This is a genomic window from Conexibacter woesei DSM 14684, from assembly GCF_000025265.1.
In the GTDB taxonomy this organism is placed as follows: Bacteria; Actinomycetota; Thermoleophilia; order Solirubrobacterales; family Solirubrobacteraceae; genus Conexibacter; species Conexibacter woesei.
Map to the genome: position 1 here is coordinate 5,661,736 of NC_013739.1, position 14,363 is coordinate 5,676,098.

At 73.0% G+C, this 14,363-nt stretch carries 12 protein-coding genes; 5 read left to right on the forward strand and 7 right to left on the reverse strand.

Annotation, left to right across the window (positions count from 1 at the left end):
- The first annotated feature begins 125 nt into the window (after window positions 1-125).
- The 3 genes from asnB to CWOE_RS31540 are packed head-to-tail and all read left to right on the forward strand — an operon-like array spanning window position 126 to window position 3,930.
- Complete coding sequence (asnB, locus tag CWOE_RS26590; RefSeq protein ID WP_012936755.1) at window positions 126-2,015, forward strand: asparagine synthase (glutamine-hydrolyzing); 1,890 nt, start codon at window positions 126-128, stop codon at window positions 2,013-2,015.
- On the forward strand, window positions 2,012-2,464 hold the full coding sequence (pssD, locus tag CWOE_RS26595; protein ID WP_012936756.1) for a PssD/Cps14F family polysaccharide biosynthesis glycosyltransferase: 453 nt from the start codon (window positions 2,012-2,014) through the stop codon (window positions 2,462-2,464). Before asnB ends, pssD begins: the two co-directional genes overlap by 4 nt.
- Window positions 2,461-3,930: a D-glucuronyl C5-epimerase family protein gene (locus CWOE_RS31540; protein ID WP_012936757.1), complete on the forward strand. Its 1,470-nt coding sequence runs from the start codon at window positions 2,461-2,463 to the stop codon at window positions 3,928-3,930. The genes pssD and CWOE_RS31540 overlap by 4 nt, the downstream gene beginning before the upstream one ends.
- Before the next feature lie 24 nt (window positions 3,931-3,954).
- On the opposite strand, the gene CWOE_RS26605 is transcribed toward CWOE_RS31540, so the two are convergent.
- The 3 genes from CWOE_RS26605 to CWOE_RS31545 are packed head-to-tail and all read right to left on the reverse strand — an operon-like array spanning window position 3,955 to window position 6,724.
- Window positions 3,955-4,773 carry a polysaccharide deacetylase family protein gene (locus tag CWOE_RS26605; RefSeq protein ID WP_012936758.1) on the reverse strand — a complete coding sequence of 273 codons (819 nt, stop codon included), beginning with the start codon at window positions 4,771-4,773 and terminating at the stop codon, window positions 3,955-3,957.
- Window positions 4,770-5,804, reverse strand: coding sequence for a glycosyltransferase family 4 protein (locus tag CWOE_RS26610; protein ID WP_160165567.1), 1,035 nt, complete (start codon window positions 5,802-5,804; stop codon window positions 4,770-4,772). The genes CWOE_RS26605 and CWOE_RS26610 overlap by 4 nt, the downstream gene beginning before the upstream one ends.
- Window positions 5,805-5,827: 23 nt before the next feature.
- Window positions 5,828-6,724, reverse strand: a complete 897-nt coding sequence (locus CWOE_RS31545; RefSeq protein ID WP_012936760.1) for a glycosyltransferase family A protein — start codon at window positions 6,722-6,724, stop codon at window positions 5,828-5,830.
- A gap of 101 nt (window positions 6,725-6,825) precedes the next feature.
- Here CWOE_RS31545 and CWOE_RS26620 point away from each other — a divergent pair, with 101 nt between their 5' ends.
- Complete coding sequence (locus CWOE_RS26620) at window positions 6,826-8,445, forward strand: polysaccharide biosynthesis tyrosine autokinase (protein WP_012936761.1); 1,620 nt, start codon at window positions 6,826-6,828, stop codon at window positions 8,443-8,445.
- 75 nt (window positions 8,446-8,520) lie between these two features.
- Window positions 8,521-9,999 carry a flippase gene (locus tag CWOE_RS26625; RefSeq protein WP_160165568.1) on the forward strand — a complete coding sequence of 493 codons (1,479 nt, stop codon included), beginning with the start codon at window positions 8,521-8,523 and terminating at the stop codon, window positions 9,997-9,999.
- Window positions 10,000-10,015: 16 nt separating this feature from the next.
- On the opposite strand, the gene CWOE_RS26630 is transcribed toward CWOE_RS26625, so the two are convergent.
- Genes CWOE_RS26630 through CWOE_RS26645 form a run of 4 tightly spaced genes read right to left on the reverse strand, consistent with a single transcriptional unit; the run spans window position 10,016 to window position 14,313 of the window.
- Entirely contained in the window at window positions 10,016-11,056 is a 1,041-nt protein-coding gene (locus CWOE_RS26630) for a glycosyltransferase (protein WP_012936763.1), read from the reverse strand.
- Window positions 11,034-11,975 (reverse strand): glycosyltransferase family 2 protein, encoded by a 942-nt coding sequence (locus CWOE_RS26635; protein ID WP_012936764.1) that lies wholly within the window; start codon window positions 11,973-11,975, stop codon window positions 11,034-11,036. The genes CWOE_RS26630 and CWOE_RS26635 overlap by 23 nt, the downstream gene beginning before the upstream one ends.
- On the reverse strand, window positions 11,972-13,375 hold the full coding sequence (locus tag CWOE_RS26640; protein WP_012936765.1) for a hypothetical protein: 1,404 nt from the start codon (window positions 13,373-13,375) through the stop codon (window positions 11,972-11,974). The genes CWOE_RS26635 and CWOE_RS26640 overlap by 4 nt, the downstream gene beginning before the upstream one ends.
- Window positions 13,372-14,313 (reverse strand): hypothetical protein, encoded by a 942-nt coding sequence (locus CWOE_RS26645; RefSeq protein ID WP_012936766.1) that lies wholly within the window; start codon window positions 14,311-14,313, stop codon window positions 13,372-13,374. The genes CWOE_RS26640 and CWOE_RS26645 overlap by 4 nt, the downstream gene beginning before the upstream one ends.
- Between the last annotated feature and the right edge of the window lie 50 nt (window positions 14,314-14,363).

Sequence of the window (14,363 nt, forward strand, 5' to 3'; positions counted from 1 at the left end):
CGGGATATCCGGTCACGAATGCGGGAAGCGCAGCGAGTGCGCGGGAGAACGACGTGAAGAGGGTCGCCAGCATGGCAGGCAGCGCGGCGTCAGCGCCGCACCCGGCGCGAGGAGTCGTCTGAGACATGTGCGGCATCGGCGCCATCTTCGATCCGGCGGGCGACACCCCTGCCGAGCTGCTCGGTCGCGTCGCGACAGCGCTGCGCCATCGCGGACCCGACGGCGAGGCGGTCCGGCGGCTCGGACCCGCGGCGCTCGTGCACACGCGCCTGGCGATCATCGACGTCGCGGGCGGTGACCAGCCGTTCACGTCCGAGGACGGTCGCACGAGCGCGATCGTCAACGGCGAGATCTACAACCACGTCGAGCTGCGCGGCGAGCTGGAGGCGCTCGGCCACGTCTTCGCCACGCACTCGGACTGCGAGGTCGTGCTGCACGGCTACGAGGCGTGGGGCCTCGGCGTGCTGGAGCGCATCAACGGCATGTTCGGGATCGCGCTGTGGGACGGCGCGCGCGAGCAGCTCGTCGTCGCGCGCGACGCGTTCGGCGTCAAGCCGGTCTACTGGTGGACCGACGGTCGGCGCGTCGCGGCGGCGTCCGAGGTGCGGGCGCTGCTCGCGACCGGCTGGGTCGGCGCGGCGCTCGACCCGGTCGCGCTCGACCACTTCCTCACGTGGCGCTTCGTGCCCTCGCCGCGGACGCTGTTCGCCGGCGTCTCGAAGCTGGCGCCCGCGACCGCGCTCGTCGTCTCGCGCGAGGGCACCCGCGTCGAGAGCTTCCGCCGCCCGCCCGGCGCGCCGCTCGAGCCGGCCGACGTCGACGAGCTGACCGAGGAGGTCGCGCGGCGCTTCGAGCAGGCGGTCGCGCGGCAGATGATGTCCGACGTGCCGTACGGCGCGTTCCTCAGCGGCGGCCTCGACTCCGCCGCGATCGTCGCCGCGATGGCGCGCGCGACGCCGGACAGCCCGCCGCTCAGCTTCACGATCGGCTTCCCCGGGCACGGCGAGGATCTCGACGAGCGCGCGCCCGCGGCCGCGCACGCCGCCGCGATCGGCGCGCGGCACCAGTCGACCGCGATGGAGATGGGCGACTTCCTCGCGACGCTCGGCAGCTGCGTCCGCAGCGTCGAGGAGCCCTGCGGCACCGCGTCGGCGCCGGCCGCGATGGAGCTGAGCCGCTTCACCTCGCAGTCGGTCAAGGTCGTCCTGTCGGGTCAGGGCGCGGACGAGCCGTGGGGCGGGTACCAGCGCCACCAGGCGGCCGCGCTCCTGCGGCTGGTCGACCGCGTCCCGCGCGCGGCGCGCCGTCCGCTCGGCGCGGCGGCAGAGGCGCTGCCGCGCAACGAGCGCGCCAAGCGCGCCGCCCGGCTGCTCGACGTCGAGGCGGGCCCCGCGCGGCTGCTGTCGATCTTCGACATCACCGCGCCCGAGCTGCGCCGCGCGCTGCTGCGCGGCGACGGCGCCGAGGCCGCCGCCGAGCGCTCGGCGCGCGCCTCCCAGCTGCTCGGCGACGTCGGCGACCGCGACCTGCTCGACCGCGCGCTGTACCTCGACACGCACCTCTTCCTGCCCGACCAGCTGCTCGTCTGGGGCGACAAGACGTCGATGGCGAGCGGGCTGGAGCAGCGCGTCCCGTTCCTCGACCAGGAGCTGATGGGCTTCGTCGAGCGGATCCCGGCGCGCGTGCGGATGAAGGGCGCGCGGCGCAAATGGCTCTACCGGCGCTCGATGGCCGAGCTGGTGCCGCCGGCGGTGCTGCAGCGGCGCAAGCACCCGTTCGCGACGCCGTACGACGACTGGCTGCGCTCGGCGCTGGGCGACGAGGTGCGGCAGCGCTTCGCCGCGACCGAGCCGCTGTCGGAGGTGATCGACGCCGCGACCGTCGCGCGGCTCGTGACCGAGCACCAGTCGGGGCGATCGGACCACAAGCGCGTCCTCTACTGCCTGCTGGAGCTGTCGCAGTGGCATCGCGAGTTCGTCGAGCAGGCGACCCCGGTCAGCGGAGCGGTCGCATGACGCGCGTTCTGCTCGTCTGCTCGCCCGGCGGGCATCTCCAACAGCTGCTCGGGCTCGCGCCCGCGTGGCGCGAGACGGACCATCGCTGGGTCACCCTGCGCGCGCCCGACACCGAGTACGAGCTGGCCGGAGAGCAGGTCACGTGGGCGCACGGACCGACGAACCGATCGCTCGGCAAGCTGGTGCGTAACGCGCTGCTGGCGCGCAGCGTGTTGCGCGAGTTCGACCCGGACGTCGTGCTCTCGACCGGCGCGGCGCTGGCCGTGCCGTTCCTGCTCGGCGCGCGCCTGACGGGCCGCCGCACCGTCTACTGCGAGAGCTTCACGCGCGTGCACGAGCTGTCGCTCAGCGGCCGCATCGTCGCGCCGTTCGTCGACCAGCTGTTCGTCCAATGGCCCGAGCTGGCGGAGCGCCGCCCGAAGGCCCGCTACGAAGGGAGCGTCCTGTGATCTTCGCCACGGTCGGCACCCACCAGGACGGGTTCCCGCGGATGTTGAAGGCGCTCGAGGCGCTGCCGCTCGACGGCGGCGAGGAGCTGGTCGTGCAGCACGGGCACGGGGCACCGCCCGCCAACGCGACCCGCGCCGAGGCGTTCCTGCCGTTCCCCGCGATGGCGGAGCTGTTCGCGACGGCGCGCGTCGTCGTGACGCACGCCGGGGTCGGCTCGATCCTGCTCGCGACGCGGGCCGGCCACACGCCGATCGTCGTGCCGCGCCTGGCCCGCAACGGCGAGCACGTCGACGACCACCAGGTCGAGCTGGCGAGAGCGCTGGAGCGCGACGGGCGCGTGGTCGTCTGCTGGGACGAGGCGCAGCTGCCGCAGCTGGTCGCCTCCGTCCCGCCGCGCAGCACCGCCGCGACGCCGCAGGAGCGGCCGCTCGCGGTCGCGGTCGGCGCGGCGCTGCGCGGCGACGACGGCGCCGGCGGCAGCAGCAGCACGACCTCGCCAAGCCGCCTGGCCGAGCTGCGCGAGCGCGGCAGCGAGCTCGTGCACGGGTCGCTGGGCGCCTACCTCGGGCGCGGCACCCACTTCTCCGACCAGGCCCCGGGCCGCCACGTCGACCCCGACGGACTCGGCGGCTACCACTGCGACTTCGCGCACAAGGTCGCGCCCGACGAGTACGGCAACGGCAGCTGGATCGACGAGGTGCTCGCCGGTCGCGAGTTCGAGTCGCCGATGATGGTCGCCCAGGGCGCGCTCGGCTTCTGGGAGCGGCACCTCGACGGCGAGCCGGAGGCCGGCGCACGCTTCACGGCGATGGCTGACTGGCTCGTCCGCTACGGGGAGGAGCGCGACGGCGGCATCGTCTGGCGCCACGACTTCCCGACCGAGAAGTACGGCCTCGCCGCCGGCTGGATCTCCGGGATGACGCAGGGCGAGGCGATCTCGGTGCTGCTGCGCGCGCACCTGCTGACCGGCGACGAGCTCTACCGGCGAGCGGCGCGACAGGCGTTCGCGCCGTTCACCGTCGACGTGCGCGACGGCGGCGTCGTGCGCGAGCTCGACGGCGCGCTCGTGATCGAGGAGTACCCGACGGAGACCCCGACGGCGGTGCTGAACGGCTGGATCTTCGGCCTGCTCGGCCTCCACGAGCTGCGTCTGGCGCTGCCCGACGACGAGGCGGTCGCGGCCGTCTTCGCCCGCAGCCGCGACGGCCTGCTGACGCTACTGCCGCGCTACGACGCGGGCTGGTGGTCGCGCTACAGCCTGCGCGACCACGGCCGGCCCGACCTCGCGAAGCCGTTCTACCAGCGGCTCGCGGTCGTGCTGCTCGACGCGCTGGATCGCGTCGACCCCGACCCGCGGCTCGGCCAGACGGCGCGTCGCTGGGAGGCGCAGATCACGCCCGCGGCGATGGCCCGCATCGCCGCGGACAAGGTCACGTTCCGCGTCTACCGCGCGTTGCGGCCGTAAGGCGCGCTACGGCCGCACGGCGCGCTACCGCCGCACGGCGCGCTGCGCGGCGAACAGCGGCCGCAGCAGCGTCGCGCGGCGCGGCGACAGCGCCGCACGGCGGGCGAGCGGGCGCAGCTTGAGCGCGAACCGCCGTTCGTCGTCGCGGTGGTCGACGGCTATGCGCGGGATCGCCAGCGGGTCGGTCGCCAGCTGCCCGTCCCGTGGGACGGTGAACGCCCACCGGTAGCCGGCGTCGCGCGCCGCCGCGAGCACGCGCCCGTCCCAGTTGCCGTACGGGTACGCGAGCGTCGTGCACGATCCGAGCCTGGCGCTGATCCGCTGCCGCGCCTCGAGCAGCTCGTCGCGCAGCTGCTCGTCGCCGACCCCGGCGAGTCTCGGGTGGGTGAGCGTGTGGCTGCCGATCGTGCAGCCGGCCTCGGCGAGCGCTTCGACCGCTCTCCATCTCATCGAGCGCATCACCTGCGGGAAGCGGTCGCAGTGGGCCTCGGTGCCGGGCCAGCGAAGTGGCAGGCCGTCGTCGACGAGCGGCGGGATGACGAAGACGATCGCGCGCGCGCCATATTGCTGCAGCAGCGGCAGCACGACGTCGTGGTTGTCGACATAGCCGTCGTCGAACGTGAGGAAGGCGACCGGGCGATCCGGCCGCTCGCCGCCGCCGAGGCGCTCCAGCTCGGCCTCTGCGCCCGTCGTCCAGCCGCTGCGCTGCAGCTGGCCGAGCTGGCGCTCGAACTGCTCGGGGGCGATCGACAGGTACTCCGGGCCGTCCGCGGCGACCGAGTGGTAGCAGAAGAAGGCCGCGTGCCGGCTGCGATTCCCCAGCGGGCCGGTGGTCCCGTTCATCGCGTCAGAACCTCCCTGTAGAGCTCGTCGAGCTGACGGGTCACCGCGGGCTCCGAGAGCCCGCTGACACGTGCGCGCGCCGCCGCACCGAGCGTGCTGCGCCGCTCGGGGTCCCGCAGCAGCGCCACGATCGCGTCCGCGAGCGCGTCGCTGTCGTCCGGATCCACCAGCAGCGCCTCGCGTCCGTCCTCCAGCACCTCCGGCATGCCGCCGACGCGGCTGGCGACGATCGCACGGCCGTGCGCCATCGCCTCCAGCAGCGCGACGGGCAGGCCCTCGGAGATCGACGGCAGCGTGACGACCTCCGCGGCCGCGAACGCCCGCGCCTTCGCCTCCGGATCGAGCCAGCCCAGCCAGCGCACCCGTCCGCCGTCGAGCGCGCTCAGCGCGGCGGGCGGTTCACCCGGGCCGGCCAACATCACCTCGACGTCCGCCTGCGCCCGCAGCAGCGCCGGGACGGCGCGGACGAGGACCGCGCCGCCCTTCGCCGGGTCCTCGAAGCCGCCCAGGTAGAGCACGCCCGGACGGCCGTTGGCGGACGGCTCGGGCAGCTCGACGGCGGGCACGGCGTTCGGAACGACCGCGATGTCGTCGCGGCCGAACGCACGCTGGAGCGCGACGGCGCCGGCGGCGGAGACGGTCACGACCCGCGTCGCGCGCGCGAACGTGGCGCGAAAGGCGCGCAGCTCGAGCCGTCGGCGCCCCGCGACGAAGTCCTGGATGTCCCCCGCGCCCGCATGCACGTGCAGGATCACAGGGTTTCTCAGCAACCGCGCCAGCTCGACGACGAGCGCCTTGCGGTACAGGCTTCCGCGCACCGCGCTGTGGACGTGCACGATGCCGCCGGGGTTGGCGCGTTGCCAGCGGACGAGCTGCGCCAGCCCGCGGGCGAACACGGGCAGACCGCGCAGCGGCGCGCCCGCGCGGTAGGTGACGATCGGCGTCAGCCGGTAGCGCTCGGCGAGCGGCGAGTCGAGCAGGCCCCGTGTCACCGCCGCCATCCCGCCCCGGCCCTCGGGGTCAGGGCCCACCTGGGCCACCGCGACGGCCACGCTCAGACCTCGGCGAGCCGCTCGGCTCTGGTGAGTGAGCGAAGGCGGTCGCGGACGCGCCGCCCAGCCCATCCCTTCACCGTCGCCACGCGCGAGATCCGCCGCTCGCGCAGGCAGCCGTCGAGCAGGCGCGCGTCGGCGAACCTGCGGGCGCGCAGGTTCGCGAGCCAGCCCGCCTGCAGCAGCTCGTCGATCACCGGCGCGGGACACGTCCGGATCAGCTCGCCGTGCTCCTCGACGAAGACGCGGTAGTCGCGCAGCCGGCGCGTGTCGTGGCCGAGCGAGACGCGATCGTCGCCGGTGACCGAGCAGCGTGTCCACGGCTCGTCGACGCCGAGCTCGCAATGCCGCAGGTGGAACGTGAGCCACTGGTGGGCTTCGAGCGCGTAGTAGTCGGTGCGCTTCTGCAGCCACTCGTCGACGACGACCTTGCGCACGGCCGCGACGCGGTCAGGGACCGGCGGCATGTGGACGAAGTCGGCGGGCGTGACGAGCCGTTCGCCGCCGTGCACCACCACCGGCAGGCGCGGGGCCGTCGTGTAGACGCAGAGGCCGGCGACCCCGCCGGCCTCGGGGTGGCCGTCGAGCAGCTCGTGTGCGCGCGCGAGCGCCCACGGGTAGACCTCGTGGTCGCTGTCGAGGAAGAACAGCGCCTGACCGCGCATCACGCGATAGCCGGCGAGCCGCGCGTTGTACGGCCCCCCGTTGACGGGGTTGCGCACGTAGACGAAGCGCTCGTCGCCGAGCTCGCGCACGACAGGCTCGATCGGCTCCGTCGAGGCGTCGTCGGCGACGATGCACTCGAAGTCCTCGAAGCTCGACCGCGCGACGCTCGCGAGCGCGCGGCGAAGCTCGTCAGGGCGGTTGTAGACCGGGATCAGGACCGACAGCGCAGGCATGGTTTGAGACAGGGGGCGACGGACGGCAGACCACCTCTCGGTCTGACAAGATACCCGGCCATGGCTCATGGTTGTGCCTCCGCTTGCCGATCCCTGCTTCGATGAGCCGCGATCCCTCCAGGCTTCGACGTTATGAATCGGATGCCGCCGACCTGCATTCGCTCGAACCAGATCCGGCGCCGCAGTCCTACAGAGACCCGCTCGGCCGGCCGCTGACCCACACGCGGGAGCAGAGCGGCGGCGGCGCGCTGCGCACGTTCGCCGCGCTCGTGCGCCGACGTTGGCTGGTGATCGTCCTGTGCACGGCCGTCGCCGGGGTCGGCACGTACGTCCTCACCAACCGCGAGACGCCGAAGTACTCGGCGACGACGACGCTCCTCTTCCGCGACCCCGGGCTCAGCTCCGAGCTGTTCGGCGGAAGCGCCTTCAGCCCGTCGACCGACCCGATGCGCGAAGCGGCGACGAACCTCAAGCTCGTGACCTCGGGCGAGGTCGCCGAGGCGACGGCGAGAGCGGTCGGGAACGGCGTCACCGCGGCCCAGGTCGCCGAGGACGTCAGAGCGTCCGGCGAGGGCAACTCGGATCTCGTCTCGGTCACGGCGACCGATCCCGACCCGGCGCGCTCGGCGGCGATCGCGAACGAGTACGCCAGACAGTTCATCGCGCAGCGCCGCGAGGCGGACCGCTCGAAGGTGCTCGAAGCCCGTGACCTCGTCGTCACGCAGCTCGACGGGATGGACACCGACAGCCCGGAGGCCGAGAACCTGCGCAGACGCGCTGACGAGCTGCTCACGCTCGCTGCGCTGCAGACCGGCAACGCGGAGATCGTCCAGCTCGCGAGCACGCCGACCGAGCCGTCGTCGCCGCGGGTGAAGCGCACGACGATGATCGGCGCGGCCTTCGGCCTGCTGATCGGCCTCGGGATCGCGCTGCTGCTCGAACAGCTCGACCGCCGCCTGCGCAGCATCGAACAGGTCGAGGACCTGCTCGAGGCGCCGATCCTCGGCACCGTCCCGGAGAACCGCTCGATCGGGCGCTCGATCGGCGACCACGGAGCGGCGCGGATTCCCGAGCTGGAACCGTTCGACACGGTCCGGACGAACCTGCGATATCTCGACATCGAACGCCCGATCAGCTCGGTGCTCGTGACCTCCGCGCAACCGAACGACGGCAAGACGACCGTCGCGTGGAACGTCGCGGAGGCGGCGGCCCGCAGCGGCGCGAGCGTCCTGCTGATCGAAGCCGACCTGCGCCGCCCGGGGATCGCGGCGGCGGCGAACCTGCAGACGAGAGTCGGGCTCAGCTCGGTCCTCGCCAACATCTGCCACATCGAGGACGCGATCGTCGAGCTGCCGGGCGGCGACGACGTCAACGAGTCGTACGCGCTCGACGTGCTCCCGGCCGGCCCCTCGCCGCCGAACCCGCTCGGCCTGCTCGAGTCGTCGCGGATGCGGCAGCTGATCGCCGACCTCAAGACCCACTACGACCTGATCGTGATCGACACGCCCCCGATCGCCGCGGCCGCCGATGCGATCCCGCTGATCCACGACGTCGACGGCGTGCTCGCGGTCGTGCGGCTCGGCAACACGCGGCGCGAGGCGCTCGTGTCGCTGCGCAACCAGTTCGCGAACGTGGGCGCACCGCTCCTCGGCGCGGTCATCAACGGCGGCAAGCCGCCCGCGAGCTACCTTGACTCGTATCGCGGGTACCAGCCCTCGTGAGCTGACGGGCCGGGAGCGCACCGTAGCGGGCGGCCGCGCGGAGCGATGACCGGGTCCGGCAACACCACGGTGAGCGTGAGCGGGCGTCTCGGGCCCGTCGTCCGCGGGTTCCTCGCGCTCGGCACGGCGACCGCGATCGGCCAGGTCATCAGCTTCATCGTGCTCGTCGTCGTCGCGCGACGTGTCGGCCCGGAGAACCTCGGCTCGTTCGCGTTCGCGCAGAGCTTCGCGATGTACTTCCAGATCCCGATCGACTTCGGCATCACGATGTATGCGATCCGCGAGGTCGCGCGCGAGCCCGAACGCGTGCGATCGATCCTCGGCGAGGTGCTGCTCGCGCAGCTCGTGCTGCTCGTCGTCTGCATGACCGTGACGCTGCTCGTCGCGCCGGGCCTGATGCCGGAGGGCGACGCCCGCGAGATCCTGCCGATCATCGTGATCGGCTGGATCCCGACCACGATCGGGCTCGACTGGGCGCTCCGCTCGATGCGGCACATGGGCATCGTCGCCGGCTGGCGCCTCGGCGGTCAGGTCATCTACGGGATCCTCACGGTCGCGCTCGTCGGCGGCGGGCTCGCGGGCGTCAAGACGTACGCGTGGCTGCAGGTGCTGACCTCGGCGATCATCGCGGTCGGCATGACGGCGACGATGTTCCGGATCCACGGGCTGCCGCGGCTGCGCATCGACCTGCGCGGGCTCGGCCGCCGCTACGCGCGCGGGCTCGTCGTCGGCATATCGCTCGCGATCGCGGCGATCTACTACACGATCGACAACATCGTGCTCGGGTACATGGCCGGCCCGACCGAGGTCGGCATCTTCAGCGCGGCGTACAAGATCCCGTTCAACATCGTGATGATCGGGACCGTCTGGCTGCAGGCCGCCTACCCGTACGCCTCCGCGCTCGCCGTGCACGACGCCGCCGCGTTCCGCGTCCAGCTGGGGCGCGTCGCGAGCCTCGCCGGCACCGTCTCGATCCCGGTGGCGATCGGCGGGACGCTGCTCGCCCACCAGTTGATCGTCGGCGTCTTCGGGCAGGCGTACGAGGAGGCGGCCGTCCCCTTCATGCTGCTGATCTGGTCGGCGGTGATCGCGCTGCTGCAGGTCAACTACACCAACGGCGTGCTCGCCCTCGGCGACGAGAAGCACTACCTGCTCGCGGTCGTCGTCGCCGCGCTCGCCAACGTCGGGCTCGACATCCTGCTGATCCCGTCGCTCGGCGCGTCGGGCGCCGCGGCGGCGACGGTCGTCGCGGAGCTCGCGGTGCTCATATTCGTCGGCCGGCGGATCGCGCAGCGGCTCGGCCCGCCGCCGATCGAATGGGGCCGGCTCGCGCGCAGCGCAGGCGCGACCGCGTTGATGGTGGTCGTGCTGCTGCCGCTGCGGAACACGGTTCCGTTCTGGCTCGCGATCGGCGCCGGCGCGATCGTCTACCTCGGCGCCGCGTTCGCGCTGAGAGTCGTCACGCGCGACGAGCTGGCGAAGCTGACGCGGCGCAAGAGCGACGACGCATCGCCTGAGGATGCGGCGGAGGAGCCGGCCTCGGAGGCGAAGTGAGCGGCGCTGGAGCCGTTCAGCGACCGCGGCGAGCGCCGGCGATCGTCCGCTCGACGGCGTCGCGGATCAGCGGATCGAGCGCGGACGGCCGGTAGCGCGCGGCGATGCGCGCGCACTCCTCCGCCTCCGCCTCGCTGTAGGGGCGGTCGACCACGGTTCTCAGGGCGAGACCGAGCTCGACCGGATCGCGTCCCGGGACGACGGTGCTGAAGCCCGCGTCCGCGAGCACGGAGCGCGGGCCGAAGTCGCAGTCGACCGACACGACGGGCGTCCCGGCCGCCAGGCTCTCCACGATCACGTTGCCGAACGGCTCGTAGCGCGAGCTGAGCAGCAGCGCGCGGTGCCGCGCGTACAGCTCCCACGGTCTGCTGGTGAACGGGTGCAGCGTGACGTCGCTGCCGGCTCCGCGCTCCGCGATCGCGTCGTGCAGCGAGCCCTCGCCGAGCACCGTCAGGGCGACGCCGGCGGCGGCGCACGCGTCGACCGCGAGCAGCGGATCCTTCTGCTCTTCCAGCCGGCCGACGAAGAGGGCGCCGTGCTTCTCCGGGGCGGAAGGGATGAAGCCGGCGTCGTCGACGATGTTGGGGATGCACAGCCACGGCCCGCGAGCCCGCACGCCGCGATCGCGGTAGCAGTCGACCAGCTGCGGGTCGGGCGCGCACGCGGCCGCCGCGTTGCGGAAGGCAGCGTCGATCACGCGGTTGGGGACGCCGCTGTCATCCCAGTGGTAGCGCGGATCGTCGCCGGTCACGAGCAGCACGGGCGTGGACGAGCCGATGCAGAAGATCGCCGGATACGGCTGGAAGCAGATCGCGAGGTCGAGGTCGCGCACGAAGCGGCGGATCGCGCGGAAGACGCGTGCGAGATCCGCGCCGTGGCGTTTGCCGACCTGCGTGACCGGTACGCCGTCGGGCAGCGCGTAGAGGCGGTCGGCCGGGTCGACGGCGAGGATGCTCAGCTCGGCGTCGGGCCACTGCGCGACGACCGCCGCCCACTGCGCCGCCTGGCGCTCGGCCCCGCCGCGCGACAAGCCGTTAGCGAGGATCCCGATCCGCACGCGGAACTCCCAGTCGGCGTTTGACGATCGAGGGGAACAGGAGGCAGAGGACGACGACGCGCAGCGAGTCGGTCGAACGCCGGCCTCGCACCCGCCGCAGCAGCTCCAGCGCGACCCGCCGCGGCACGTACCAGACGAGCAGCAGCAGGTAGAGGACCGCCGCGTGCCAGCGGCTGCCGTGGCGCGCGACGAAGATCCGCCCGCTCTCGCGCGCGACGCCGTCGAGGTCGACGTCGCGGCGCGGGCGCGAGCTGGCGCTGCCGTCGTGCTCGACGACGAAGGCCGGATCGACGTGCACGCGCCCGCCGAGCTCGGCGTGGACCGCGCACAGATCGGCGTCCTCGAAGAAGAGGAAGAGCCTGCGGAGGAAGCCGCCCGCGCGATCGAAGTCGCCACGGTCGATCGCCAGCGCGCCACCGAGCACCCACGCGGGAGCGTCGGCGGTGCGGTGGAACACCTCGACGTGGCGTCCGAACAGCATGTTCCGGATCTCCCATCTCAGCGTCGGCAGATGCGCGAAGCCGAGCGGCACGCGGCTGCCGTCGGCTTCGACCGAGAAGCCGCCCATGACGCCGTCGACGCCCTCGCCGCGGCTGACCGCCGCCGGCAGCGAGACGATCCGCGTGTCGGGGTTCGTGAAGATGATCGCCGCTGCACTCGTCGCCTCGGCGCCGGCGTTGCAGGCCCGCCCGAACCCGACGTTCGGCAACGCGACGAGCGACGCCACACGCCCCTCGACGTGCTCGCGCAGGTGCGCGAGCTCATCCGGGTCCGAGCCGCTGTCGACGACGCACAGCTCCAGCGGGCAGGTCGCGGCGAGCGCCTCCGCCGCCGCGAGCCACCCGTCGATCGCGTGCGAGCTGTTGTGTGTGACCACGACGATCGCGACGGCCGGCGCGCCGGCGCTCGCGCTCGTCATCCGATCATGCCCCTGCGCAGCGCAGCGAACGTGTCCGCGGTCGCCGCGCTGCGAACGTACAGCGACGCGACCGCGCCGAGCGTCAGCCCGTAGGCGACGGCCCCGGGCCCGGTCTCGATGAACGGCAGCGACGGGCGCGAGAGCAGCAGCATCACGAGCACGGAGGCGAATGCTATGCCAACCGCCGAGCGCGACACCACCCCGCGCACGACCCCGGCGACGATCGCGGCGGTCTGGAGGGCGGCGCCGACCCAGCCGATGATGACGATCGTGTTGGGGATCCCGAGGTCGACGTTGTATATGTCGCCCGTGCGGTAGGAGATCCCGGTCCCCAGCAGCGACCAGCTCTGTCTGACCTCGCTCAGCAGGTTCAGCCGGTAGGCGCCCGTGCCGGTTCCTTCGCTGAGCCCGCGGTAGCCGGCGATGATGTGGTCTCCGACCGACGACGTCAGCACCGCGTAGACGCCGAGCCCCGCCAGCACGACCAGCAGCAGCGCGGTCGCCGCTCTGGCGTGGTGCAGCCGCCAGATCAGCAGGACGGCGAGACCGCCGAACAGCGCCACGAGCTGCGCACGCGAGTTCTGCAGCAGCGTGCACGCGATCCCGATCACGGTGAGGCCGATCCACAACGCCGTCGGCTTGCGCAGCGCGCGCGCCGCGGCGAGCAGGACGAACGCGATGAACGCCTCCTGGCCCCAGGTGTAGAGCCGGCTGCCAGCGCCGAGCAGCCCCTCCCCCGTCCCGTACGTGCTGACCCACTGCTGGCACGCGCCGCAGCCGCCCGCGCCGGCGATGTACATCAGCGCCCACGCCGTCACGAGCGCGATCACGATCGGGAGGACGCGCTGCAGCTGGACGAGCGCGTCGTCGTGCAGCAGCCAGGCGAACGTCAGCAGCGCCGCGAGCGGCAGCACGACGAACGGCGCGGCGAGCGACGGCGTGTCCATCGGCGAGGACTGCGCGAAGCGGATCACGGTGAAGGCGAGCAGCGCGAAGAGCAGCCAGAGCAGGACGCTCGGCTGGACCGGCGAGGCGCTCGCGCCTTCGAGCGCGCGGATCGCGAAGACCGCGAACATCACCATCGCGGCGAGCGCGAACCCGAACAGCCAGATCGGGATGCCGCCCGCCGCGAGTCTGACCGGGTCGAGGAACGGCGCGAGCCCGAGACCTATGAGCAGGCCGAAGCAGATGCACAGCTCCGGTCCGATCATCACGATCGCGACCAGCCCCATGATCCCGGCGAGCGCGAGCAGCGCGATGTTCGAGCGCGTCGTCACGGCGACCGGGACGACGGCGACGAGCGCCACCAGACCGACGACGCCCGCCCACGGGAGCCACGCGTCGCGCGCGATGCGGACCGGGCCGCCGTGAAGGCGCGGAGACGGCGCGAATCGGCTCATCGGGCGCGCAGCGTAACGGAGACGCCGGCAACCCACAGGCGCCCGACGTTGCCGCCGTAGTGGCCGACCCCGAACGTCCACCCCATCGCGTTCGGGTAGCGGATGCCGACGGGGTACTCCCGGTCGGTCCAGACGTCGAGCAGGCTGCCGTCGACGTAGTAGGCGACGCGGTCGCGCGGTCTCACCACCGCCGTGACGTTGAACCAGCGTCCCAGCGGAGCGGGCACCATCCCGCGCGCATGTCGCGGCCGGGCCGGGTGCCAGACGTCGACGCCGAGCACGGGGGTCGAGTCCTTGATGCGCGTCTGCCGCCCGAGCGGGCGCTGCACGACGCCGGTGCGGGAGGCGAGCCCGCGGAAACCGCGCGCGCTGAAGATCGAGACCGAGCTCTGCATGTCCGAGCGGCCGAGCGTGATGCCGCCGTCGTTGCTCGTGTCCTCCTTGAACTGGAAGATGTTGACCGGGCCCCTGGCGATCTTGTAGCTGCGCGGGATGTAGTACCAGGCCGAGTAGACGCCGCCCTCCTCGCCCGGCACGAGGCGCGAGAGCGGCCGATCGCCGTCGTCACGCCGGCCTGGACCCGGCCCCACGTCCCAGCCCTTGTACACCTTCGCGTGCACGTCGCCCCGCCGCAGCGACGCGGCGGTCACCCTGAACTCGGCGATCCGCCCGCCGGTGCAGGGCAGCGACGGCGCGATCCCGGCGCGCCCGGGGGTCGTCACGGTCAGGCCGCCGCCGTTGCCCGGCACGTCAGAGGCCGACCACTCGCCGAAGGTGCCGTCAGCGAACGTCGACCGCCACGTCGCGCTGGAGATCTGCGCGCACGACGCCGCACGGGTGTCTGCGCTCGTCTGCGCAACGGGCGGATCGGTGGCGATTGTCTGCGGCCACACCCCGACCGCTGCGAGCGCGATCCACAGTGCGGCGAGGATGCCCATTACCCATCAGGGTACCGGCCGGACGGCGTCGGCCGGTCGGGGACGGCCGC